The 23,110-nt window shown below is 72.2% G+C and carries 19 protein-coding genes; 14 read left to right on the plus strand and 5 right to left on the minus strand.

The features are described from left to right. Window positions 1-72: 72 nt before the first annotated feature. The 5 genes from FY030_RS14770 to rfbA all read left to right on the plus strand — a co-directional run bounded on the left by FY030_RS14770 (window position 73) and on the right by rfbA (window position 4,478). Window positions 73-264 carry a hypothetical protein gene (locus FY030_RS14770; protein ID WP_158062287.1) on the plus strand — a complete coding sequence of 64 codons (192 nt, stop codon included), beginning with the start codon at window positions 73-75 and terminating at the stop codon, window positions 262-264. Between the two features lie 170 nt (window positions 265-434). Beyond that, window positions 435-1,124 carry a winged helix-turn-helix domain-containing protein gene (locus FY030_RS14775; protein WP_192498638.1) on the plus strand — a complete coding sequence of 230 codons (690 nt, stop codon included), beginning with the start codon at window positions 435-437 and terminating at the stop codon, window positions 1,122-1,124. Window positions 1,125-1,207: 83 nt separating this feature from the next. Continuing rightward, complete coding sequence (gene rfbB / locus FY030_RS14780) at window positions 1,208-2,218, plus strand: dTDP-glucose 4,6-dehydratase (RefSeq protein ID WP_158062289.1); 1,011 nt, start codon at window positions 1,208-1,210, stop codon at window positions 2,216-2,218. Beyond that, the gene (locus tag FY030_RS14785) at window positions 2,218-3,618 is read left to right on the plus strand and encodes a sugar nucleotide-binding protein (protein ID WP_158062290.1); all 1,401 of its coding nucleotides are present in this window, start codon (window positions 2,218-2,220) and stop codon (window positions 3,616-3,618) included. The genes rfbB and FY030_RS14785 overlap by 1 nt, the downstream gene beginning before the upstream one ends. Then, window positions 3,615-4,478: a glucose-1-phosphate thymidylyltransferase RfbA gene (rfbA, locus tag FY030_RS14790; RefSeq protein WP_158062291.1), complete on the plus strand. Its 864-nt coding sequence runs from the start codon at window positions 3,615-3,617 to the stop codon at window positions 4,476-4,478. The genes FY030_RS14785 and rfbA overlap by 4 nt, the downstream gene beginning before the upstream one ends. 17 nt (window positions 4,479-4,495) lie before the next feature. Here the strand turns inward: rfbA and FY030_RS14795 are convergent, their stop codons facing one another. The 3 genes from FY030_RS14795 to FY030_RS14805 form a co-directional block, all read right to left on the minus strand. Then, window positions 4,496-4,735 (minus strand): hypothetical protein, encoded by a 240-nt coding sequence (locus tag FY030_RS14795; protein WP_158062292.1) that lies wholly within the window; start codon window positions 4,733-4,735, stop codon window positions 4,496-4,498. 106 nt (window positions 4,736-4,841) lie between these two features. After that, window positions 4,842-5,387, minus strand: coding sequence for a GNAT family N-acetyltransferase (locus FY030_RS14800; protein WP_238348448.1), 546 nt, complete (start codon window positions 5,385-5,387; stop codon window positions 4,842-4,844). Beyond that, window positions 5,384-5,875, minus strand: a complete 492-nt coding sequence (locus FY030_RS14805) for an Lrp/AsnC family transcriptional regulator (protein WP_158062293.1) — start codon at window positions 5,873-5,875, stop codon at window positions 5,384-5,386. The genes FY030_RS14800 and FY030_RS14805 overlap by 4 nt, the downstream gene beginning before the upstream one ends. A gap of 107 nt (window positions 5,876-5,982) precedes the next feature. Between FY030_RS14805 and pdhA the strand changes: the two genes are divergently transcribed. The 5 genes from pdhA (at window position 5,983) to FY030_RS17145 (ending at window position 12,165) form a co-directional block, all read left to right on the plus strand. Further along, window positions 5,983-7,134, plus strand: coding sequence for a pyruvate dehydrogenase (acetyl-transferring) E1 component subunit alpha (gene pdhA / locus FY030_RS14810; RefSeq protein WP_158062294.1), 1,152 nt, complete (start codon window positions 5,983-5,985; stop codon window positions 7,132-7,134). Beyond that, the gene (locus tag FY030_RS14815; RefSeq protein WP_158062295.1) at window positions 7,131-8,159 is read left to right on the plus strand and encodes an alpha-ketoacid dehydrogenase subunit beta; all 1,029 of its coding nucleotides are present in this window, start codon (window positions 7,131-7,133) and stop codon (window positions 8,157-8,159) included. The genes pdhA and FY030_RS14815 overlap by 4 nt, the downstream gene beginning before the upstream one ends. Then, on the plus strand, window positions 8,156-9,661 hold the full coding sequence (locus FY030_RS14820; RefSeq protein ID WP_158062296.1) for a dihydrolipoamide acetyltransferase family protein: 1,506 nt from the start codon (window positions 8,156-8,158) through the stop codon (window positions 9,659-9,661). The genes FY030_RS14815 and FY030_RS14820 overlap by 4 nt, the downstream gene beginning before the upstream one ends. 101 nt (window positions 9,662-9,762) lie before the next feature. Then, entirely contained in the window at window positions 9,763-11,235 is a 1,473-nt protein-coding gene (locus FY030_RS14825) for an alanine/glycine:cation symporter family protein (RefSeq protein ID WP_158062297.1), read from the plus strand. Window positions 11,236-11,244: 9 nt separating this feature from the next. Next, a complete protein-coding gene (locus FY030_RS17145) occupies window positions 11,245-12,165 on the plus strand; it encodes a hypothetical protein (protein ID WP_158062298.1) in 921 nt (306 codons plus the stop codon). Between the two features lie 106 nt (window positions 12,166-12,271). Here the strand turns inward: FY030_RS17145 and FY030_RS14835 are convergent, their stop codons facing one another. Next, window positions 12,272-12,955, minus strand: coding sequence for a CueP family metal-binding protein (locus FY030_RS14835; protein WP_158062299.1), 684 nt, complete (start codon window positions 12,953-12,955; stop codon window positions 12,272-12,274). Window positions 12,956-13,030: 75 nt separating this feature from the next. On the opposite strand from FY030_RS14835, the gene FY030_RS14840 reads away from it, so the two are divergent. The 4 genes from FY030_RS14840 to recD all read left to right on the plus strand — a co-directional run bounded on the left by FY030_RS14840 (window position 13,031) and on the right by recD (window position 22,620). Beyond that, a complete protein-coding gene (locus FY030_RS14840) occupies window positions 13,031-13,495 on the plus strand; it encodes a YbaK/EbsC family protein (RefSeq protein ID WP_158062300.1) in 465 nt (154 codons plus the stop codon). Between the two features lie 71 nt (window positions 13,496-13,566). Continuing rightward, window positions 13,567-17,151 (plus strand): exodeoxyribonuclease V subunit gamma, encoded by a 3,585-nt coding sequence (locus FY030_RS14845; protein ID WP_158062301.1) that lies wholly within the window; start codon window positions 13,567-13,569, stop codon window positions 17,149-17,151. Next, complete coding sequence (locus FY030_RS14850; RefSeq protein WP_158062302.1) at window positions 17,148-20,645, plus strand: UvrD-helicase domain-containing protein; 3,498 nt, start codon at window positions 17,148-17,150, stop codon at window positions 20,643-20,645. The genes FY030_RS14845 and FY030_RS14850 overlap by 4 nt, the downstream gene beginning before the upstream one ends. Window positions 20,646-20,658: 13 nt before the next feature. Further along, the gene (gene recD / locus FY030_RS14855) at window positions 20,659-22,620 is read left to right on the plus strand and encodes an exodeoxyribonuclease V subunit alpha (protein ID WP_158062303.1); all 1,962 of its coding nucleotides are present in this window, start codon (window positions 20,659-20,661) and stop codon (window positions 22,618-22,620) included. 130 nt (window positions 22,621-22,750) lie between these two features. On the opposite strand, the gene FY030_RS14860 is transcribed toward recD, so the two are convergent. Beyond that, complete coding sequence (locus FY030_RS14860; RefSeq protein ID WP_158062304.1) at window positions 22,751-23,056, minus strand: UBP-type zinc finger domain-containing protein; 306 nt, start codon at window positions 23,054-23,056, stop codon at window positions 22,751-22,753. Window positions 23,057-23,110 lie beyond the last annotated feature (54 nt).

The following is a 23,110-nucleotide window of genomic DNA, read 5'->3' on the forward strand; positions in this document are numbered from 1 at the left end:
CCGGATCAGATGGCGTTGGTAGGTTCTCCCCATGCAAGCCACCATCGCCTCTGAAGGGCAAGGAGTGAGCACGTGAGCGCAGAGGAGCCCGACTCCGCCGGCCCCCAGGATGAACCGCAGCACAACGGCCTCATCTACGGGTTGATCGGGGGGATGCTGCTCGGGGTAGTCCTGTTCGCCGTCACCGGCCAGGTGCTCTGGCTGGCCATCGGCATGCCCCTCGGGATCGCCGTGGGGGTGGCGTTCGACTCGCAGCAGGGGTAGACCCAACGGTCGTGGGGGTCGCACCCGGCTGAGCTTCCCTCGCAAGGCGGAAAAGCGAGCCTCCGGTCCGGACCGATGAGCGATTGACAAAGGCAGACCAAAGGTAAAGACTTCCTAAAGGCTCACCCGTGACTGAGCCTGCCTTCTTGTCTCTTCATGCTGAGGATCCCGTGACCCGACCTGCCTGGCTGATCCCGCTGGAGGCTGCGCCGGCTGCCTTCAAGACGACCCTTGGAGCCCTCAAGGACTGCTCCATCCCCTACATCATCGTGGGTCCTGAGCTCGTTCGTGAGCAACTGGACCAGGACACGCCACTGGCCTCGATCGTGCACGGCGGAGCCATCACCCCCCAGCTCATCGACGTGCAACGGTGGCTAGCCGAGTTTCATGTGCCCACCCTCGTCCTCGTCGAGGCACTGACCGACCACTACGAGGCGAGCCTCTTGGACCGGGGAGCGCGCGATGTAGTGGGGATCCCCGCCTCCACTCGCAAGTTGCGCAGCCGACTGGATGCACTCGTCCGCTCTGAGCGCATCGAGCCGGTCCGGTCCAGCCTGCCAGACCTCATCTCCGTCGCCGGGACTATCGACATTCACCTACGGCAACGCACCGTCGACGTAGGGACTCGGCGGGTCAGCCTCACGAAGTCCGAGTTCCAGATCCTGCTAGCCCTCGCCCTGAGCCAGGGCGACGTGGTGCCCCGCAGCGAACTCTCGGTTGCCACCGGCAAAGCAAACCTCAGCAACCGGGCGCTGGAGTCGCATATCAGCCGCACCCGGATGAAACTGCGCGCCGCCGGGGCTCCGGATTGCATCGACTCGGTGCGGTCGATCGGCTATCGGCTGCAGGCCATTCAGTGATGGCGGGTGGACCCAGATCGACCGGGGCACCTTGCCCCCCGCAGCCCTCCGGCGCGGGGGCCATGACCAGATAGGTTGGTCCTATGCGTCGTCTGTTGGTGACCGGTGGTGCCGGTTTCATAGGGTCCAATTTTGTGCATCACGCGTTGGAGCACACGGATGTGCATGTGACGGTGTTGGACAGGTTGACGTATGCGGCCTCGCCGGAGGCACTGCATGCTCTGCCGGGGGATCGTTTCGATCTGGTGGTGGGTGACATCGCTGATGAGCAGTTGGTGGGTGACCTCGTCGGCCGGCTTATTGGTCCGGGTGACGCGGTGGTGCATTTTGCGGCGGAGTCGCACAACGACAACTCGTTGCATGACCCCAGTCCGTTCATCCAGACCAACATCGTGGGCACTTTCGCCCTGTTGGAGGCGGTGCGGCGGCACGATGTGCGGTTGCATCATGTGTCTACCGATGAGGTGTATGGCGACCTGGAGCTGGACGATCCGCAGCGGTTCACCGAGCACACGCCTTACCGGCCTTCCTCGCCGTATTCGGCGTCGAAGGCGGCTGCGGACCATCTGGTGCGGGCCTGGGTGCGTTCTTTCGGGGTGCGGGCGACGTTGTCGAACTGCTCGAACAACTACGGCCCGTGGCAGCACGTGGAGAAGTTCATCCCGCGTCAGATCACCAACGTGCTGGCCGGTGGGCGGGTCAAGCTGTACGGCAGTGGGGAGAACGTGCGGGACTGGATCCATGCCGAGGACCACTCCAGCGCGGTGTGGACCATCCTGGAGAAGGGCCAGGTCGGGGCAACGTACCTGATCGGTGCTGACGGTGAGCGGTCCAACCTGGACGTGGTGCGGCTCATCCTGGAGTTGATGGGGCATGACCCGGGCGACTTTGACCACGTGGTCGACCGGGCCGGGCACGACCTGCGTTACGCGATCGACCCCACCCGGTTGCGGACCGAGCTGGGGTGGACGCCTTCCCATGGCTCTTTCGAGGAGGGTCTGGCGCGCACGATCCAGTGGTATGCCGCCCACCGGGACTGGTGGGAGCCGAAGAAGGCGGGCACCGAGGCTGCCTACGCCGCCAAGGGTCAGTGATGGCTGACCTGAGTGTCCGGTCGACCGCCATCCCTGGCCTGCTCGTGGTGGACCTCGCGGTCCATGGCGATGCGCGGGGTTGGTTCAAGGAGAACTGGCAGCGGGCGAAGATGACCGCGCTGGGCCTGCCCGACTTTGGCCCGGTGCAGCACTCGGTGGCGCACAACGGGCCGGCCGGGGTGACCCGGGGTATCCACGCCGAGCCGTGGGACAAGCTGGTCTCCATCGCCCACGGCCGCGTCTTCGGCGCCTGGGTCGACCTGCGCGAGGGACCTACCTTCGGCACACTGCACACCGAGGAGCTGGACGAGCACACGGCAGTGTTCGTGCCCCGCGGGGTCGGCAACTCCTACCAGACCCTGACCCAGGACACGGTCTACTCCTATCTGGTCAACGACCACTGGTCACCCGATGCGTCCTACACGATGCTGAACCTGGCCGATGAGACCGTGTCCGTGCCGTGGCCGATCCCGCTAGCGGACGCGGAGATCTCGGACAAGGATCGGGCCCACCCGCGGCTGGCTGACGTGATCCCGGTCCTGGACCGGAGGACCCTCATCCTGGGGCGTACGGGACAGCTGGGCCGGGCCCTGTCCGCGGCACTGCCGCAGGCGCGGGTCATCGGACGGGACGAGCTGGACCTGGCCGACCCGGACGCCATCGCCCGTTTCGACTGGGGCGGTGTGGCCACCGTGGTCAACGCCGCGGCGTACACGGCCGTCGACGCCGCCGAGACTCAGCAGGGGCGGCAAGAGGCCTGGGCCGCGAACGCCTCCAGCGTGGCTGCGTTGGCCCGGGCCGCGGTCGAGCACCGGTTCACCCTGGTGCACTACTCCAGCGACTACGTCTTCGATGGCACCGCCGACGCCTACCGCGAGAGCGACCCGCTGTGCCCGTTAGGCGTCTACGGGCAAGCCAAAGCCGCCGGGGACCTGGCCGTCAGCATCGCGCCCCGCCACTACCTGATCCGCACCTCCTGGGTCGTGGGCGAGGGGAAGAACTTCGTGACCACCATGGCCGGCCTCGCCGACCGTGGCGTGTCCCCGTCCGTGGTGGCTGACCAGGTGGGTCGGCTCACCTTCACCACCGACCTGGCGCAAGCCACCGTCCACCTGCTGGCCACCGGCGCCCCCTACGGCACCTACAACGTCACCAGCAGTGGCGAACCCACCTCGTGGGCAGACATCGCCCGAGAAGTGTTTAGTCTGCGCGGCGCCGACCCGGCAGCGGTGAGCGAGACCACCACCGCGCAGTACACCGCAGGGGCCACCAGCCCGGTCGCGCCCCGCCCGGCCCGTTCAGTCCTGTCCCTGGACAAGATCCAGGCCACCGGGTTCACGCCGAGCGACCAGGGCGCCGCCTTGGCCGCATACCTGCACCGAGAGGACGAGCAGCGATGAAGGGCATCATCCTGGCCGGGGGCACCGGTTCCCGGCTGCACCCGATCACCCAAGGCATCAGCAAGCAGCTGGTCCCGGTCTATGACAAGCCGATGATCTACTACCCCCTCTCGACGTTGATGCTCGCCGACATCCGCGACGTGCTGGTCATCACCACCCCGCACGAAGCCGAGCAGTTCCAACGCCTGCTGCGCGACGGGTCACAGTTCGGGATCAACATCACCTACACCGTCCAGGCCTCCCCCGACGGCCTGGCCCAGGCCTTCCTCCTCGGCGCTGACCACGTCGCCGGGCAGCCGTCCTGCCTCATCCTGGGCGACAACATCTTCTACGGACCCGGACTGGGCACCCAGCTGAGCCGTTTTGAGGACCTGCACGGTGCCGCTGTCTTCGGGTACCGCGTCGCTGACCCCACCGCCTACGGTGTCGTTGAGTTCGACGAAGAAGGGCGGGCGATCTCGCTGGAGGAGAAGCCCGCCGAGCCCAAGAGCTCCTACGCCATCCCCGGGCTGTACTTCTACGACGAACGCGTCGTCGACTACGCACGCGAGTTGCGTCCTTCGGCCCGTGGCGAGCTGGAGATCACCGACCTCAACCGGCGCTACCTCGAACAGGGCGAGCTGCAGGTCGAGATCCTGCCCCGCGGCACCGCCTGGCTCGACACCGGCACCTTCGACTCCCTCAACGACGCCTCCAACTTCGTCCGCACCCTGGAGGCCCGCCAGGGCTACAAGATCGGCGCCCCCGAAGAAGTCGCCTGGCGACAAGGGTTCCTCACCGACGACGAACTCACCGAGCGCGCCGAACCACTACGCAAGTCCGGCTACGGCGACTACCTACTCGGGCTGCTGCAGCACTAACAGAGGCCAGACCGTCCTCAACCCACCCGGTCATCCACCGGCACATCTCCCTCGGCGTGCTTCGCGCAGTGGGCGCAACAGTAGAACCGGCCCTCCACCTCGATGCCGTGACCGACGACTTTGCAGCCGCAGTGCTCACAGATCGGCGCCATCTTGTGGATCGCGCACTCGAAACTGTCGAAGGTGTGCGTTTGGCCGGCCGCCACCACCTCGAAGCTCTTGTCGTAGTCGTTGCCGCAGACCTCGCAGATCGCCATGATCGTGTCCTCTCCCGGGCCGATCGGGGGCCGGCCCGATCCCCCGACGGTAGAGGGGCGACTCCTCGGCTGCCACTCGACGCCGGGGAGGGGCACAGGCCGAGGGTCAGGACCCGATCGACAGCACAGTCGTCTCCGGCCACGGGTCGGACACCAGCCGGCCGTAGGTCAGCACGTCGACCCGCTCACCGTTGATGAGGAACTTCCCCCGCTCCCGGCCCTCCTGCACGAAGCCGGCCGCCAGCGCCACCCGCCCCGAGGCTGGGTTGTTGACCCGGTGGCCCAGCTCCAGCCGCTCCATGCCTGCCCCGGTGGGCGCGGGCTGCAGGGCCCAGTCCGCGACCGTCGCCACGGCGCGCCCGGTCACCCCGAGGCCGCGGTGCGCCGCGTGCATCCAGTAGAAGACCCAGCCGTTTCGGTTGGCCTCGTCGACGCCGACCGCCACCAGCCCGACCACCCGGTCACCGGTGCACACCGCGAAAGAGTGCCGCGTCGGCCCCTGGAGCCACGCCACATAGCCCTGTGCCGACGCGAGGTCGGTGACGTCCCCCTGCCGCGCCATGTCGGGCGCGGACAAGAAGGCCTCGAGGACGGCCTCAGCGTCACCCTCGCGCACCGGCCGCAGCCGGTATTCGCCCAACTCACGGCTCACGTCACCCACTCCTCGAAGATCAGCCAGGTCCGGGTGCCACGGACGCCGGGGATGGCCTGGATCTGCCCCAGCACCACCTCGCGCAGCTCGTGGTTGTCGTGCGCGCGCACCTGCACCAGCATGTCGAACTCGGCGCCCACCAGTGCCACCCGCTCCACCCCCGGCAGCTCGCTGAGGGCGTCGCGGACCTCGCGCCAGGAGCCCTGCTGGATCGACACCGAGACATAGGCCGCGGTGGCCAGGCCGAGCCGGTCGGGGTCGACCTGCGCGGCATACCCGGTGATCACGCCGTCGCGGTGCAGCCGTTCCAGGCGCGTGTAGGCGCTGGCCCGGGAGATGTGCACCTGCTCGGCCAGGGCGCGCACCGAGAGCCGTCCGTCGGCGCGCAGCAACGCGACGATCTGCCGGTCCGTGTCGTCCAGGGCAGCCACCTGTCTGCCGGAGCCCGCGCGCGGCGCACCGTGACTGGACGTCTGGCTCCTGGGCATACCGCAAGCATGCCAGATGTCCACACTTGCCCCTAGGGATAGAACGGAAGCCCACCCAGGAGCGACGATAGGGGGCAGACGTCTATCGCCCAGACACAGGAGTCTGCATGACCAGCGACATCGCCGACCTCCTCCCCTGCCCCGAGCCAGTGCGCTTCCTCGCGCCGGACGGGACCAGGGTGGAGCTCTCCGAGCAGGCTGCCGCGCGCGGCTACGCCTTCCCCGAGCCCGAGGAGCTCCTCGCCGTGTGGCGGGCAATGGTGCTCGGGCGCCGCTTCGACGCCCAGTCCACCGCGCTGACCAAGCAGGGCCGGCTGGCGGTCTACCCCAGCTCGCGAGGGCAGGACGCCTGCCAGGTCGCGCCGATCCTGGCGCTGGAGGAGCAGGACTGGGTCTTCCCGACCTACCGCGACTCGATGGCCCTGGTCACCCGCGGCATCGACCCGGTCGGCGTGCTGACCCTGCTGCGCGGTGACTGGCACTGCGGCTACGACCCGCAGGCGACCCGCACCGCCCCGCAGTGCACCCCGCTCGCCACCCAGGCCGTCCACGCCGCCGGCAGCGCGCACGCGCTCGACCGTCGCGGCGCCGACGCGGTCGCCCTCTGCCTCATCGGCGACGGCGCGACCTCCGAGGGCGACTTCCACGAGGGTCTCAACTTCGCGGCCGTCTTCAACACCCCGACCGTCTACCTGGTGCAGAACAACAAATATGCGATCTCCGTCCCCCTCGCCAAGCAGACCAAGGCACCCACCCTGGCCTATAAGGGGATCGGGTATGGCGTGCGCTCCGAGCAGGTGGACGGCAACGACCCCGCCGCGGTGCTGGCCGTGATGCAGGCCGCCTGCCGGCACGCCCGCGAGGGCAAGGGCCCGGTGCTGGTCGAGGCGCACACCTACCGGATGGAGGCGCACACCAACGCCGACGACGCCACCCGCTACCGCACCCCCGACGAGGTCGACGAGTGGACCGGGCAGGACCCGATCGTGCGTCTGCAGACCTGGCTGGTCGCCGAGGGCCACCTCGACGAGGAGCAGATCGAGCAGGTCAGGGCCGAGGCCGAGGAGCAGGCGGCCGACCTGCGCGACCGGATGAACCTCGAGCCGGTCGTTGAGCCGCTCTCGCTGTTCGAGCACGTGTATGCCGAGCCCACCCCCCAGCTGCTCGAGCAGCGGGCGATGGTGCAGACCGAGCTGGCCGGGCAGGCCGCGAGCGCCGACAGCCCCGGTCAGGACGCGATGGAGGAGAGCACCCGATGAGCCAGACCACCTTCGCCCAGGCCCTCAACCGGGCCATGCGCGACGCGATGACCCAGGACCCGGACGTGATCGTCATGGGCGAGGACGTCGGCGCGCTCGGCGGCGTCTTCCGGATCACCGACGGGCTGACCCGCGACTTCGGCGAGGACCGCTGCATCGACACCCCGCTGGCCGAGGCCGGGATCGCCGGCTTCGCGGTGGGGATGGCGATGCAAGGCTTCCGGCCGGTCATCGAGATGCAGTTCGACGCCTTCGGCTACCCCGCCTTCGAGCAGGTCGTCTCGCACATCGCCAAGCTGCGCAACCGCACCCAGGGCAAGCTGGCGATGCCGATCGTCATCCGCATGCCCTACGCCGGCGGCATCGGTGGTGTGGAGCACCACTGCGACTCCTCCGAGGGCTACTACATCCACACCCCCGGTCTGCACGTCGTCACCCCCTCGACCCCCGCCGACGCCTACTCGCTGCTGCGCGAGTCGATCTTCTCCGACGACCCCGTCGTCTTCATGGAGCCCAAGCCGCTCTACTGGTCCAAGGCCGACCTCGACCTGCCGGTTGGCACCGAGCCGATCGGCCGGGCCGCCGTGCGACGCGAGGGCGCCGACGTCACCCTGATCACCTACGGCCCCCAGGTGCCGACCGCGCTGAAGGCCGCCGAGGTCGCTGCCGCGGAGGAGGACTGGGACGTGGAGGTCATCGACCTGCGCACCCTGGTGCCCTTCGACGACGCCACCGTGCAGACCTCCGTGCGCAAGACCGGCCGGGCCGTGGTGCTCGCCGAGGCGCAGGGCTTCGGTGGCATGGGTGCCGAGATCGCCGCCCGGGTGCAGGAGCGCTGCTTCCACTCCCTGGCCGCGCCGGTGCTGCGGGTTAGCGGGCTGGACATGCCCTACCCGCCGCCGAAGCTGGAGCACACCTACCTGCCCGGCGTGGACCGGGTGCTGGACACCATCGCCCGGCTGCAGTGGGACGACGAGCCGGACCTCACCCACGCGGGTGCTGGCGGGACGGCGGTGACGGTATGACGCAGGTCTTCCGTCTCCCCGACCTGGGCGAGGGTCTCACCGAGGCCGAGATCGTCACCTGGCTCGTCCGCGTCGGCGACGAGGTGGGCATCGACCAGGAGGTCGTCACCGTCGAGACCGCCAAGGCCGCGGTTGACGTGCCCATCCCCTTCGGCGGCACGGTCTCGGTCCTGCACGCCCAGGAGGGGCAGGTGCTCCCCGTCGGCGAGCCGCTGATCACCATCGGCGGAAAGGTCGTCGCCGGAGCGGACGCCCCAGGGGCCGGCGGCGGATCGGCGCCGGCCGGGGCGGACCTACCCACCGGAGCCGGTGGCGAGCAGTACCGCACCGAGGAGCGCGCCGGCGCCCGCGTGCCAGAGGGTGACGAGGAGGAGGAGGACAAGCCCGAGCGCCCGCTCATCGGGTATGGCGCCAGCGACCAGCCAGTCCGCCGGGCCGGCGGTCGTCGCCGCAGGCCGGCGCGGTCGGCGCCCGAGCCGTCCGCGGCCGCATCCCCCATCACCTCCGCCAGCGTGTCGCCCGCCCCCTCCCCCGTCACGTCCGCCAGCGTGTCCCCCGCCGCGTCCCGTAACGGCCGCCAGGCCGTCCGGGTGATCTCGCCCCTGGTGCGCAAGCTGGCCCAGGACGCCGGCGTGGACCTGCAGCAGGTGCGCCCTGGACCGACCGGTGTCATCCGCCGCCTCGACCTCGACGCCTACCTCGCGCAGCAGCGGGCAGAGCGTGTCGCCGGTCAGGGGGCAGAGCGTGTCGCCGGCCAGGGGGCCGCAGACGGCTCGTCCGGTCGGCGGGCAGAGCAGAGCCCCGGCCGTGAGGAGACCCGGATCCCGATCCAGGGCGTGCACCGGATCATGGTCGAGCGGCTGTCCACGTCGCGGCGGGAGATCCCGGACGCCACCACCTGGGTGGACGTGGACGCGACCCGGCTGATGAAGGCCAAGGACGCGCTCAAGGAGGCGCGGCCCGAGGCGGGCATCGGCGTGCTCCCCCTGCTGGCGCGGATCGTGGTGGCGGGGCTGACGGCATACCCGGCCCTGAACTCCTCGGTGGACGTCGAGGCGGGCGAGATCGTCCAGCACGGCGGCATCAACCTGGGCTTCGCGGCGCAAAGCCCACGCGGCCTGGTCGTGCCGGTGGTGCATGACGCGCAGGCCCTGACCACGACCGAGCTGGCGCAACGGCTGCGCGAGCTGACCGCCAAGGCGCGGGAGGGGAAGCTGTCACCGGCGGACATGACCGGCGGGACGTTCACCCTCAACAACTACGGCGTCTACGGCGTGGACGGCTCGACTCCGATCATCAACCACCCCGAGGCGGCGATGCTGGGTGTGGGCCGGATCGTGGACAAGCCGTGGGTGCACAAAGGCAAGCTCAAGGTGCGCCAGGTGACCCAGCTGTCGTTCACCTTCGACCACCGGGTCTGCGACGGCGGGACGGCAGGCGGGTTCCTGCGGTTCGTGGCCGACTGCGTGGAGGATCCGCGGAGGTTGCTGACGGACCTGTAGCCCGCTGACGGACCCGCGGCACCCGGGCAGGGGCGCTGCTGGCGGGCGAGAACTGTGCGGCCGAACTAGTCTGCGCTCACCCTTCCGAAAGGTCCGCGCCGATGCTGGAGCCCGCCATCGCCTGGCTCAACGAGCTCCTCTGGAGCACCCCCATGGTCGTGCTCGTCCTCGCGGCGGGCCTGTGGTTCACCATCCGCACCGTCGTCCCGCAGGTGCGGCGGCTGCCGGACATGGTGCGCTACCTCGTCCGCGGCGACGACTCGACGCAGGGCCTGTCGTCGTTCCAGTCGTTCGCGATGGCGCTCGGCGGCCGGGTCGGGGTCGGCAACATCGCCGGTGTCGCCACGGCCATCCACTTCGGCGGCCCCGGCGCGCTGTTCTGGATGTGGGTGACCGCCTTCGTCGGCGCGGCAGTGGCGATCGCCGAGAGCTCGCTGGCCCAGATCTACAAGGAGGAGGTCGGCGGGGAGTACCGCGGCGGCCCCGCCTTCTACATCGAGAAGGGCCTGGGCTGGAAGTGGCTGGCGGTCCTGTATGCCGTGGCGGCGATCTTCGCGCTGACCATCACCGGCCCCTCCATCCAGTCCTACAACATCGCCGTGTCGATGGACGCCGCCTTCTCGGTCCCGCCGTGGGCCACCGGCGCCGTCGTCACCGGGCTGTTCTGCCTGGTCGTCTTCGGCGGCATGCACCGGATCGGTCGGGTCGTCGGGCTGGTCGTGCCGGTCATGGCCGCCTGCTACATCCTCCTGGGGCTCGCGCTGCTCGCCGTCAACGCCAGCGCTGTGCCGGAGATGTTCCGGCTCATCCTGGCCAGCGCCTTCGGGGCCGACGCGGCCTTCGGCGGCATCGTCGGCGCGGCGATCATGTGGGGCGTCAAGCGGGCGATCTACTCTTCGGAGGTCGGCACCGGTGCCGGCGCGCAGGCCGCGGCCGCGGCCGAGGTGTCCCACCCGGTCAAGCAGGGGCTGGCGCAGGGCTTCTCGGCCTACGTCGACACCCTGCTCATCTGCACGATCACCGGGCTGATGATCCTGGTCACCGGGTCCTACAACGTCGAAGGTCCGGACGGCGAGACCGTCGTGGAGAACGTGCCCGGGCTCATCGAGGGTCCGGAGTACACCCAGGCGGCGATCGACGCCGCCTTCCCTGGCTTCGGTTCGGCCTTCCTCGCGGTCGCGATGTTCTTCTTCGCCTTCACCACGCTGCTGTCGTTCGCCTTCTACGCCGACACCAACCTGTCCTACCTGCTGCGCGCCGGCAGGCGCCAGCGCCTGGTCGTCCGCGTCGCCTGGATGCTGCTGGCCGCCTCGATCTTCCTGGGCTCGCTGCGCTCGGCGTCCTTCGCGTGGAACCTCGCCGACGTCGGCCTGGGCCTCTACACCTGGATCAACCTCGTGGCGCTGGTCCTGCTCAGCAAGCAGGCCAACGCGGTCATCCGCGACTACGACCGGCAGCGCAAGGCCGGGGTGGACCCAGTCTTCAACCCGGAGGACGTGGGCATCACCAACGCGCCGGTGTGGAAGGACATTGCCGCCCGGCGGGCGGAAAAGGACCGGGCGGTGCGGACGTAGAGTCGGACCATGACTGACATCGCTGCGCCCACCGTCACCGAGACTGACCCGTCGACGACGAGCCGTACCAAGCTGGGCACTGTCGCCGCCAGCGCGCTGGCGCTGGGCGCGTTGGCGCTGCCCGACCACACCCGGATGACCCCAGGGCAGCGGCACCTGCTGAGGCTGGCCCGCTCGGCCTACGTCGGCTGGTACACCTGGGACACGGGGCGCCGCGCCCTGCTGCCCGAGGTCCCGGCGCCGATCTTCGGGGCGGTCGCCGGGGCGGCGGCCACCCTGGTCACCGCTCCCCTCGACGAGGCGGCCGACGGGTGGGCTGCTGCCCGCCTGCGCTCCTGGGGTATGCAGCGCCCCCGCCTGGCCCTGGCGCTCGTGGGGGCGGGCGTAGGTGCGGCGCTGGCGCTGGAGAACCAGAACCGCCCCGCGTCGTGGGACCAGGACGAGCTGCTCGAGCCCGGGGACTTCTACGAGTCGGTCGAGGTCCCCGACCACGCCCGCGCGCTGCTGGAGGCGATGCTCGACGCGGCGACGTCCCCGGGCGCCGACGGGCCCGTGCCGGCCGGGCTGGTCGAGACCGCCGCGACCCTGCGTGGACAGTTGGACCAGGCGCAGGCCTCGATCCTGCGCGACCAGCCGCTGAGCACCGACGTCCACTTCGAGGTCCCGGCGGAGGCCCCGCGGGTGGTCCCGCACGCCCAGGGCTGGCCGGTCCGGGCCCACTTCGAGGCCGGCGGGCTGCCTCTGCAGGTCGAGCTGTGGATCGGCGACGGTTATCTGTCCGGGCTGAGCATCATGCAGCGCGGCGACGACCTGGCTGAGGACGACGAGCGCTGGGAGACCGACATCCTGGACGTGCTGGAGGCCTGGCCGACCCCGGAGCAGGTCCGCCTGGTGCTGGAGACTGCGGACGGTTCGCGGCCGGTCGGCTGAGGCCCCGGAGACCCGCGCGCGGCCCTCGCGCCACTCGTCGAGGCATCCGCCACCGTTGCAACAGTGGCGGGAGCCTCTAATGGTGGCTCACCGGAGTGGGCGGACCTCAGGCGCGCAGTTGCAGCGTGGTCACGCAGGTGGCGTCGCCGTCGCCGGTCTCGAACGCCGCGACCCCGGTCAGCTCACCCTGGGTGATCGTCACCGTGCCGTGCGCGTCCTTGGGCAGCCAGTAGCCGACGAAGCCGTTCGCTCGGGTCGTGACCTCCTCGTCAACCAGGACCTCGCCCATGTGGTCGACGATGTGCACCCGCACCTCCTCGCCCACCATCTCGCCCTGGCAGCCGCCGAGGGCGTGGAAGTGGCAGGGGTGGGTCTGGTCGACGTAGGGCGCGACCGAGACGTAGACCAGGTCGCCCGGGATGGGCACGGTGATCTCCTGCTCGCCGTCGCCGAAGACGACGTCGTCGGTGCGCACCGAGCCCTGGACGGTGAGCGGCCGCTGCTGGTCCACCCGGTCCAGCGTCATGATGGCCGCCCGCACGCCGTCCTCGGCGGAGACGCCATACCCCTCCAGCATGTCGGCCACCTCCTCGGGCAACGCCTCGTCGGCGGAGGTGTCGAGCTCGACCGGGGAGACCGGCTCGCCGGCCTGCTCGGTGGCCGGCTCGGCGGCGGGCTCGGCTGCGGTCGTGGCCGGTGCCGGGCTCGCGGCGCTCTCGCTGTCCGACGGGCTGCAGGCCGCGAGGGCGACGGCGATGGCGGCAAGCAGGGCGGCGGTGCGGAGCTTCATGGCGGTCCTCAACGGTCGGAATTACTACGCAAGGTAGTGTTTCATATCGATCCCTCATCTGCGAATATCTGGCCCATGCACCCGACCAACCAACGCGTCCTCGACGCTGTCACCGCGGCCGGGATCGAGCCCCGCATGGTCTTCCTCGAGGAGCACGCCCGCACTGCCGCGCTGGCCGCAGCGCAGATCGGCTGCGAGGTCGGCGCGATCGCCAACAGCCTGGTCTTCGACTGCGACCACGAGCCGCTGCTGGTCATGGCCAGCGGTGCCGCCCGGGTGGACACCGACCTCATCGCGGCCACCCTGGGGGCAGGGCGGGTGGAGCGGGCCAGCGCGGCCTTTGTGCGGGAGGCGACGGGGATGCCGATCGGCGGCGTCGCGCCCACCGGCCACCCGGGGCGGCTGCGGGCTGTGGTCGACGTCGAGCTGGAGCAGTACGACCAGGTATGGGCCGCAGGAGGGACGCCCGACACCGTGATGGCGCTGAGCTATCCCGACCTGGTGCGGCTGACCGGCGGGACGCCCACGCGGGTGCGGTGAGGCGGCCTGGGCCCGTGGTGGCCCCCCGTGGCGGGGCCGGCCCTGTCGGTGGCCCCGGTTAAGGTCGCTGCGTGACCCTGTTCGTGCACCGTGGCCGCAGCACCGACGTGCTGGCCCACGGCCTGGCCGAGCTCCTCGCGGACCCGCTGGAGGACCCGTTCGCCGAGGAGGTCGTCGCGGTGCCGACGCGCGGGGTCGAGCGGTGGCTGGCGCAGCGGCTCTCGCACCGGCTCGGCGCGGGGGACGGTGACGACGGCGTGTGCGCGGGGGTGCGCTTCCTCACGCCGCACTCCCTAGTCGCGATGGTGCTCGGCGTGGAGCGCGACGACCCGTGGCATCCCGACCAGCTGGCCTGGCCGCTGCTGCGGGTGGTCGACGCCAGCCTCGGCGAGCCGTGGGCGGCCACGCTCGCCACCCACCTCGGCCACGGCCTCACCGGGGTGGAGCGCGAGCTGCGCAACGGCCGGAGGTATGCCGTGGCCCGACGCCTCGCCGGCCTCTTCGCCGACTACGCCGCCCAGCGGCCCACGATGCTGGCCGACTGGCGCGCCGGCGGCGCCGGGGACGGGCACGGCGGGCAGCTTGACGAGGACCTGGCCTGGCAGCCCGAGCTGTGGCGCCGGGTCGTGGACCAGGTGGGTGGGCAGACCCCCGACGAGCGCGCGGGCCGGGTCGTGCGGCTGCTGCGCGAGCAGGGCGCCGGCGCGCTGGGCCCGCTGGGTGGCGGACGGCAGGGCGAGCTGGTCCTGCCGGGCCGGCTCTCACTCTTCGGGCACACCCGGATCGCCCGGTCCGAGGTCGAGGTGGTGGCCGCGCTCGGCGAGCATCTCGACGTCCACCTCTGGCTGCCGCAGGCCTCCCCCGCGGCGTGGGACCGTCTGGCGTCGGTGGCCGCGCAGGGGCCGGTCGCGCGCGAGGCGGACGATAGCGCGCTGCTGGTGCGGCACCCGTTGCTGGCCAGCCTGGGGCGGGATTCGCGCGAGCTGCAGCGGACCTTGGCCATCGCCGGTGGGCAGGAGCGGGTGGTCGACGGCGCTGGCGAGCTTGGCGTGGCGGGCACGGGCGCTGGGGCCGGGCACGGCGGGCCGCATTCCCTCCTGCACCTGCTGCAGTCAGACCTCGCCGCCGACCATGTCCCCGACGAGACCGAGCGCGCGGCGCGTCAGGTGCCGGTGACCGACCGCAGCGTGCAGGTCCATGCATGCCACGGGCAGTCACGGCAGGTGGAGGTGCTGCGCGACGTCCTGGCCCAGCTGCTGGAGGACGACCCCACGCTCGAGCCGCGGGACGTCCTGGTCATGTGCCCCGACATCGACGCCTACGCCCCGCTCGTGCACGCCGGCTTCGGCCTCGGCGAGGTGGTGCGCGAGGAGCCCGCCCACCCCGCGCACGGGCTGCGGGTGCGGCTGGCCGACCGCGCTCCGGTGCAGACCAACCCGCTGCTCGGCCTGGCCACCCGGCTGCTGGAGCTGGCGGGTGGGCGGGTCACGGCCAGCGAGGTGCTCGACCTGGCCCGGGCGGCGCCGGTGCGGCACCGCTTCGGGCTCGACGACGACGACCTGGAGCGACTGGGCGACTGGGTGAAGTCGACCGCCGTGCGGTGGGGGCTGGACGCCGAGCACCGGGCCGGCTACCAGCTGCCCCACCTGACCCAGAACACCTGGCAGGTCGCGCTGGACCGGTTGCTCGTCGGGGCCGCCGTCGACGGCGAGGACACCGACCACCTGGGCCAGACCCTGGCCCTCGACGACCTCGACAGCGGCGACCTCGACCTGGCCGGCCGGCTGGCCGAGCTCGTCGACCGGCTGGCGCACACCGTGCGGGGGCTGCGTGCCGCCGACACCGTCGTCGAGTGGGTGCGCCTGCTCAAGGAGGGTGTGTTCGGGCTGGCGGACACGGCATACCGGGACGCCTGGCAGCTCGCCCAGCTCGAGCGGGAACTGGACCGGCTCGAGACGGCGGCCACGCGCGGGGGTGCGGCGGCCGGCGGCGGGGGTGCGGCGGCCGGCGGCGGGGCCGGGCGCGGGGGCGCCTCCCAGAGCGCGGGACGCGGGAGCGCGATGTCGTTGTCGTTGTCGCTGTCCGACGTGCACGCCCTGCTGGGCGAGCAGGCCGCGGGCCGCGCCACCCGGGCCAACTTCCGCACCGGCACGCTCACCGTCTGCACGATGGTGCCGATGCGCTCGGTCCCGCACCGGGTCGTGGCCCTGGTCGGCCTCGACGACGGTGTCTTCCCCCGCTCGACCACCCCCGACGGTGACGACGCCCTGGCCCGGCGGCCGGTCACCGGCGAGCGCGACCTGAGGGGGGAGGACCGGCAGCTGCTGCTGGACGCGGTGATGTCGGCCGGGGAGACGCTGGTCATCACCTACACCGGCTTCGACGAGCACTCAGGCCAGGAGCGCCCGCCGGCAGTGCCGCTCGGCGAGCTGCTCGACGCCGTGCGCCGGACCGCCTCCCCGGAGGGCGCGGACCGGGTGGTCACCGCGCACCCGCTGCAGCCGTTCGACGTGCGCAACCTCGGCGCCGTGGACGAGGGGCGGCCGGCGCTGCCGCCGGGTGATGCGCCGTTCAGCTTCGACCCGGCGGCGCTGGCCGGTGCCAGGGCGGCGGTCGAGGAGCGCACCGGCCCGGAGCCGGTCGCCCGCCACCGCCTGACCCCGGTCGACACCGAGGCCGACGTGGACCTCGGCGAGCTGATCCGCTTCTTCGACAACCCCGCCCGCGCGTTCCTGCGCTCCCGGCTCGGCCTGATCCTTCCTGAGGTGCCGGAGATCCGGGGCGAGGGCATTCCCATCGAGCTGGACGGGCTGGCCGCCTGGGCGGTCGGCGACCGCATCCTGTCCGCGGTGCTGGGCGGTCGCGACCCCGTCGCCACCTTCGACGCCGAGCACTGGCGGGGCGAGCTGCCGCCGTTCGAGCTGGGCACCCGGGTCCTGGACGACATCACCCGCAACGTCCAGGCCCTCTGCGAGGCGACGTGGCGCACGACCGGGCTCGGCGGGCTGGGCCAGCCGCTGCCCCGCGAGGCCCTCGACGTCGACCTCACCCTGCCCAGCGGCCGGCGTCTGGTCGGCACCGTGCCGGGGATGGTCGGCCAGCGGGCCCTGGAGGTCACCTACTCCACCGTCGCCGCCAAGCAGCGGCTGCGCTCGTGGATCACCTCCCTCGCCCTGGCCGCCGCGCTGGGTCAGGAGGCCAGCAGCCACGTCATCGGCCGCTACCGCTGGGGCCGCGCCAAGGGCTACGTCCTGGCCACTCACGGCCCTCACGAGCCGCAGGCCGCCCTGGACCTGCTCGAGCAGCTCGTCGACCTGCGCGACCGGGGGCTGTGCGAGCCGCTGCCGCTGTCCCCCAAGACCTCGCTGCGGTGGGCCCAGGCCTGGCTCTCCGGCCCGGGCGACCAGGCTGCGGCGACCATGGACGCGGAGCGGGAGTGGAAGACCAACGACACCTTCGACAGCGCCTTCCCCAAGGAGCAGGACGACCCCAGCGTCCGCTACGTCCACGGTGACTCCGTGCCCCTCACCGCGGTCCTGGGCGTCCCGGACGACGACGAGCGCTGGACCCCCGGGGTCGACTCGCGCCTGGGCCAGCTCGCCCTGCGGGTGTGGGCGCCGGTGCTGCGCGGGGCAGAGCGGTTGGAGCGGGTATGACGATGCGCCAGTTCTCCATCACCGACCCGTTGCCGCAGGGCACCGTGCTGCTCGAGGCGAGTGCCGGCACCGGCAAGACGTGGACGATCGCGGCCCTGGTCACCCGCTACGTCGCCGAGGGCGTCGCCACCCTGCCCGAGATGCTGGTCGTCACCTTCGGCCGGGCCGCCTCCCAGGAGCTGCGCGCCCGGGTCCGGGAGCAGCTGGACGCCGCCGAGCGAGCCCTGGCGGACCCGCCCCCGGAGCAGGAGCGTGACGAGCTGCTCACCCTGCTCCTCGCCGGTGACCCGGACGAGGTGGCGGCCCGCCGCACCCGGCTGCGCGCGGCGCTGTCCAACCTCGACGCCGCCACCATCGCCACCACGCACCAGTTCTGCCAGCAGGTGCTGCGCAGCCTCGGTGTCGCCGGCACGACCGACGCCTCCGCCACCCTCGTCGAGGATCTCGACGAGCTGCTCGTCGAGGTGGTCGACGACATCTACCTGCGCGGCTTCATGAAGGACGAGGCGGCGCCCCTGTTCTCCCGAGGGGACGCACTGAAGATCGCCCGCCGCGTCATCGACGACACCCACGCCGAGCTGCGCCCGACGATCGCTGAGCGGGGCAGCGCCCCTGACCGGCGGGTCCGCTTCGCCAAGGCGGTCCGCGAGGAGATGGACGTGCGCAAGCGCCGGCTGCAGGTGATGCACTACAACGACCTGCTCAGCCAGCTGGCCGAGGCACTCAAGGACGAGGGCTCTCCCGCCCGGGCCCGGATGCGGGCGCGCTGGCGGGTGGTGCTCGTCGACGAGTTCCAGGACACCGACCCGGTCCAGTGGCAGGTGCTGGATCGCGCCTTCTCCGGCCACGCGCACGCGATGGTGCTCATCGGCGACCCCAAGCAGGCGATCTACGCCTTCCGCGGCGGCGACGTCGTCACCTACCTGCAGGCGGCGGCCACGGCGGTCGACCAGCGCACGCTGCCCCGCAACTACCGCTCCGACGCCGGCGTCGTCGACGCCCTCGGCACGCTGCTGGGTGGCGCCCAGCTCGGCGACAAGCAGATCGCGGTCCACCCGGTGAGCGCCCACCGACCCGCCACCCGTCTCGCCGGGGCCCCGAACACCGCGCCCGTCCGGGTGCGGCAGGTGCTGCTCAAGGACCACCTAGGCGGCGACAGCCGGATGGGTGCGGTGCGGCCCTTCATCGCCCGGGACCTAGCCCAGGACGTCGCCGCGCTCCTGGCCTCCGACGCCACCTTCGACGGCCGCCCGGTCCAGGCCCGGGACATCGCGGTCATCGCCCACAAGGGCAAGGACCTGGCCGAGGCGCAGCGCGCCCTGCACGCGCTCGGCATACCGGCCGTCAGCACCGGGGGGTCGACCGTCCTGCACAGCCAGGCGGCGCACGACTGGCTGGCGCTGCTGGAGGCGATGGTGGCGCCCCACCGCGCGCTGCTGACGCGGGCAGCGGCGCTCACCGACCTGCTCGGCTACGCGGTGCCACAGCTCGACACCGGCGGCGCCGACCTCGACGACGAGCTGGCGCAGCGCTGCCGCGAGCTGGCGCACGTCTACGCCCGCCAGGATGTCGCTGCCGTGCTGGAGCTGCTCACCGTCGCCGGCCTGCCGGCCCGGGTGCTGGGCCGGGTGGGCGGCGAGCGGGTCCTGACCGACCTGCGGCACGTGGCGCAGCTGCTGCACGAGGTCGGCCGGCGTGACCAGCTGGGGCTGGTCGCCCTGCTGGAGTGGCTGCGCGCCGGCATGACCGAGGACGCCCCGCAGTCCTCAGGAGCGCGGACCCGGCGGCTGGACAGCGACGCCGCGGCGGTGCAGCTGGTGACGATCCACGGGAGCAAGGGGCTGCAGTACCCCGTCGTCTACCTGCCCAGCCTGACCGACCGGTGGGTCAGCGACGTGCCGGACATCCCGCTCCTGCACGAGGAGCCGCCCGCCCGGACACGCTGCCTCGACGTCGGCGGGGCGGCCGGCAACCCGGGCTGGGACGCCTCAGTGCGCGCGCACAAGGACGAGGACTCCGGGGAGTCGCTGCGGCTGCTCTACGTGGCGCTGACCCGGGCCCAGTCGCAGGTCGTGACGTGGTGGGCGCCGTGCAGCAACTCCGCGAACTCCGCGCTGCACCGGGTGCTCTTCGGCCGCGCTCCCGGGGAGGGACCGGTGCCGGACCGGGTCGCTGTGCCGCGTCGCGACGACCAGGCCGGTGAGCGGCTCAGGCAGTGGGCCGCCGAAGGCGCCTTCGTGCTGGAGCCGGCCGACCCGGCGGCCGAGGTGCCCGAGGTGCCCGTGCCGCCAGCGCCAGAGCTGCGGCTGGCGACCTGGACCCGGCAGGTCGACACCGGCTGGCGCCGCACCTCCTACACCGCGCTGTCCACCCCGCAGGACGAGCAGCTCGCGGGGGTCGGCAGCGAGCCCGAGGTCGTGCCGCGCGAAGACGAGCCGGACGCTGTCGACCCGGTGGTCGAGGGGACGCCGGCGCTGCCGGGTCTGGAGGCGGCGGTGCCGGGTGCGGAGGTGCCTTCACCGATGGCCGAGCTGCCGGTCGGGGCGACGTTCGGCTCGCTGGTGCACGGGGTCCTCGAAGACGCCGACCCTCAGGCCGACGACTTGCACGCGGAGTTGCTGGAGCACATTCGCGAGCAGAAGGTGCTGTGGCCCGTCGACCTCGGGGAGGGCGGGGAGGAGTCGCTCGCCGAGGCTCTGGTCGCGGTCTGCGACACCCCGTTGGGACCGCTCGCCGGCAACGCAACGCTGCGCGACATCGGCCGGGCCGGCCGGCTGACCGAGCTGGACTTCGAGCTGCCGCTGGGTGGCGGTGACCTGCGGCGGGGGGCCGGTGGCGGTCCAAAACAGGGGCGTGGCTCGGGCGGACCGGGAAGTGGGCACGGCTCAGGCGCGCCGGGCGCCGGCGAGCGGGGCTCGGGCGAGAAGGGCTCGGGCGAGAGGGGCGCCGGACCAGGCGGCACGGCATACCCCCCGGTCGTGCTGGGCGACCTCGTGCCGCTGCTGCGTGCCCACCTGCGCCCGGGAGACCCCGTCCGCGGCTGGGCCGACGTGCTCGAGGGCAACCCCGAGCTGGGCGGGCAGGAGCTGCGCGGCTACCTGACCGGGTCGGTCGACGTGGTGCTGCGCACGGGCGGGCGCTACTTGGTCGTGGACTACAAGACCAACTGGCTGGGGCGTCCGGAGCAGCCGTTGACCGCGGCCGACTACCGCCCGGAGAAGCTCGATGAGGCCATGGGGCACAGCTCCTACCCCCTGCAGGCGCTGCTGTATGCCGTCGTCGCGCACCGGTTCCTGCGGTGGCGGCTGCGCGGCTACGACCCGGCGCGGCACCTGGGCGGGGTGCTCTACCTCTACCTGCGCGGGATGTGCGGACCGCAGACGCCGGTGGTCGACGGGCACCCGTGCGGGGTCTTCTCCTGGCGGCCGCCGGTGGAGCTGGTCACGGGCGTCTCTGACCTGCTCGACGGTCGGCGCGCGGCGGGAGCGGCATGAGGAGGGCGGAGCGGTGAGCATCGTGGAGACCTTCGAGCAGGTCGGTGACTTCGACCGGCGGCTGGCGCTGTCCGCCAAGGGCGTGTTGGGGCAGTTCAACGCGGCGGGGGTGATCACCGCGGCCGACGTGCACATCGCGCGCACCCTGGCCCGGATCACGCGGGAGCAGGACGAGTCCGCCGTGCTCGCCGTAGCGATGGCCTCGCGCGGGGTGCGGTCGGGGTCGGTGGCGATCGACCTGACCGACCTGGCGGCCGACGGCGCGTCGGCCCTGCCCGACCTGCCGTGGCCGGACCCGCAGGACTGGGTGGAGTCCGTCGCCGGCAGCAAGCTCGTGGCGCAGGGCGCGCTCGTCGTCGACCAGGGACTGGTCTACCTGCAGCGCTACCACCACCAGGAGGTGCAGGTGGTGCAGGACCTGCAGGCCCGGGCCGCGCTGGAGCCACCGGCGGTCGACGAGGCGGTGCTGGCGGCCGGGCTGCAGCGGATCTTCCCCGGCCAGGGGTATGCCGAGCAGCGCGCCGCCGCGGACGTCGCCATCCGGGCCGGCACTAGCGTGCTCACCGGCGGGCCCGGCACCGGCAAGACGACCACCGTCGCGGGCGTGCTGGCGCTGCTGGCCGAGCAGGCTGCGGCTGCGGGAGGTCGGCCGCTGCGGGTCGGGCTGGCCGCGCCGACCGGCAAGGCCGCGGCGCGGGTCAAGGCCGCCCTCGACGGGGCGATGGCCGGCATCCTGGCGCGCACCTCCGACCCGGCGACCCGGGCGGTCGTTGAGCCGCTGGCCCAGGTCGAGGCCTCGACCCTGCACCGGCTGCTCGGCTGGCGCCCCGACAGCCGGACCCGCTTCCGGCACCACCGGGCCTACCGGCTCCCCCACGACGTGGTGCTCGTGGACGAGGCGTCGATGGTCTCGCTGACCCACATGGCCCGGCTGCTGGAGGCGCTGCGACCCACCGCGCGGCTGATCCTCGTCGGCGACGCCGACCAGCTGGTCTCCGTCGACGCCGGCGCGGTGCTGGCGGACCTGGTGGCGGGCGCATCCCCTTTGGCCTCCCCCGCGGCGGGGGCGTCTTCTGCTGCTTCCCCCGCTGCGGGCGCATCAGGGCCGGACCCGGTGGCGGAGACCGCCCTCGCCTCCAACCCCCCGGTGGCAGTCGCCCGTCTGCGCACGGTGCACCGGTTCGGCGCCACGATCGGCGCCCTGGCCGAGGCTCTGCGGCAGGGTGACGCCGACGCGGTCGTTGCCGCCCTGTCCTCCGGCAGCCCCGAGGTCGAATGGGTGGGAGACGACGAGCCGGACCACACGGCATACCTGCGTCCGGTGCTCACCCGGCACGCCCGCGCGGTGCTGGACGCCGCCCGGCGGGGCGACGGCGAGGCTGCGCTGGCGGCGCTGGGCGAGCACCGGCTGCTGTGCGCGCACCGCGCCGGGCCGCACGGCGTGCGCACGTGGAACCAGCTGGTCGAGGTGTGGCTCGGCGAGGAGACGGGGATGACCTTCTACGAGCCGATGTACCTCGGGCGGCCGCTGCTGGTGACCGCCAACGACTACGCGACGGGCGTGCTCAACGGGGACACGGGCGTGGTGGTCGCCTCGCAGCGGCCGGACGGCACTCCGGTGCGGATGGCGGTCATCGAGGGACCGTCGGGGGCGCAGCGGTTCGCGCCGAGCCGGCTCGGGGAGGTCGAGACGATGCACGCGATGACGATCCACAAGGCGCAGGGCAGCCAGGCGCGGGAGATCACCGTGCTGCTGCCCGAGTCGGACAGTGCGCTGCTGACCCGCGAGCTGTTCTACACCGCGGTGACCCGGGCTCAGGAGCGGGTGCGGGTCGTGGGCTCCGAGGCCGTGGTCCGCGCCGCGGTCGAGCGCCGGGTGGTCCGCGCCAGCGGCTTGCAAGGCCGGCTGCGCGCGTTGGCCGACCCTCCGTCGGCTGAGTCTGGGGCGGCGGACCTGCCCCCACTCACAGGCTGATTTCGTGCCTACCCCCCGGATGTATCCAGTGTTGAGCACGACAAGGGACGGTAAGTCTGCAGCCACAGGGTCAGCGTGTCCCGGGTCTCGACCCAGCTGGTGAGCGGCAGGGCCGGCCAGGGCGCGCTACTCATGAGGAGGCGTTGTAGGACGGCGCGGGCTCGGCACCGGGCACCCGGAAGGTGAGCTCGTCGGGGTAGCACCACCACCAGTCCTCGCCGGGCTCGAAGGAGCGGACCAGAGGGTGGTCCCGCCGCTCGCGCCAGTGCGCGGTGGCGTGCTGGTTCGGGGAGCTGTCGCAGCACCCGACGTGACCGCACGCCATACAGATGCGCAGGTGCACCCACGAGTCACCGGTGCGCAGGCAGTCCTCGCAACCGTTGGCCGAAGGGGTCACGTCCTGGGCGAGGTCGAGATGCTTACAGGGTGCGTTCACGGTCCGACTCCTCTGGCGGGGGCTGTGATCAACGTTAGCGGGAATCGGGCCCCG

It is taken from the genome of Ornithinimicrobium pratense (genome assembly GCF_008843165.1).
Classification (GTDB): Bacteria; Actinomycetota; Actinomycetes; order Actinomycetales; family Dermatophilaceae; genus Ornithinicoccus; species Ornithinicoccus pratensis.

Coding starts and splice junctions, on each gene's coding strand:
- pdhA (WP_158062294.1), top strand. CDS start 5,983: ATGACCAGCGACATCGCCGACCTCCTCCCCTGCCCCGAGCCAGTGCGC.
- FY030_RS14840 (WP_158062300.1), top strand. CDS start 13,031: ATGCACCCGACCAACCAACGCGTCCTCGACGCTGTCACCGCGGCCGGG.
- FY030_RS14815 (WP_158062295.1), top strand. CDS start 7,131: ATGAGCCAGACCACCTTCGCCCAGGCCCTCAACCGGGCCATGCGCGAC.
- FY030_RS14795 (WP_158062292.1), bottom strand. CDS start 4,735: ATGGCGATCTGCGAGGTCTGCGGCAACGACTACGACAAGAGCTTCGAG.
- FY030_RS14805 (WP_158062293.1), bottom strand. CDS start 5,875: ATGCCCAGGAGCCAGACGTCCAGTCACGGTGCGCCGCGCGCGGGCTCC.
- FY030_RS14835 (WP_158062299.1), bottom strand. CDS start 12,955: ATGAAGCTCCGCACCGCCGCCCTGCTTGCCGCCATCGCCGTCGCCCTC.
- FY030_RS17145 (WP_158062298.1), top strand. CDS start 11,245: ATGACTGACATCGCTGCGCCCACCGTCACCGAGACTGACCCGTCGACG.
- FY030_RS14850 (WP_158062302.1), top strand. CDS start 17,148: ATGACGATGCGCCAGTTCTCCATCACCGACCCGTTGCCGCAGGGCACC.
- FY030_RS14820 (WP_158062296.1), top strand. CDS start 8,156: ATGACGCAGGTCTTCCGTCTCCCCGACCTGGGCGAGGGTCTCACCGAG.
- rfbA (WP_158062291.1), top strand. CDS start 3,615: ATGAAGGGCATCATCCTGGCCGGGGGCACCGGTTCCCGGCTGCACCCG.
- FY030_RS14825 (WP_158062297.1), top strand. CDS start 9,763: ATGCTGGAGCCCGCCATCGCCTGGCTCAACGAGCTCCTCTGGAGCACC.
- FY030_RS14785 (WP_158062290.1), top strand. CDS start 2,218: ATGGCTGACCTGAGTGTCCGGTCGACCGCCATCCCTGGCCTGCTCGTG.
- rfbB (WP_158062289.1), top strand. CDS start 1,208: ATGCGTCGTCTGTTGGTGACCGGTGGTGCCGGTTTCATAGGGTCCAAT.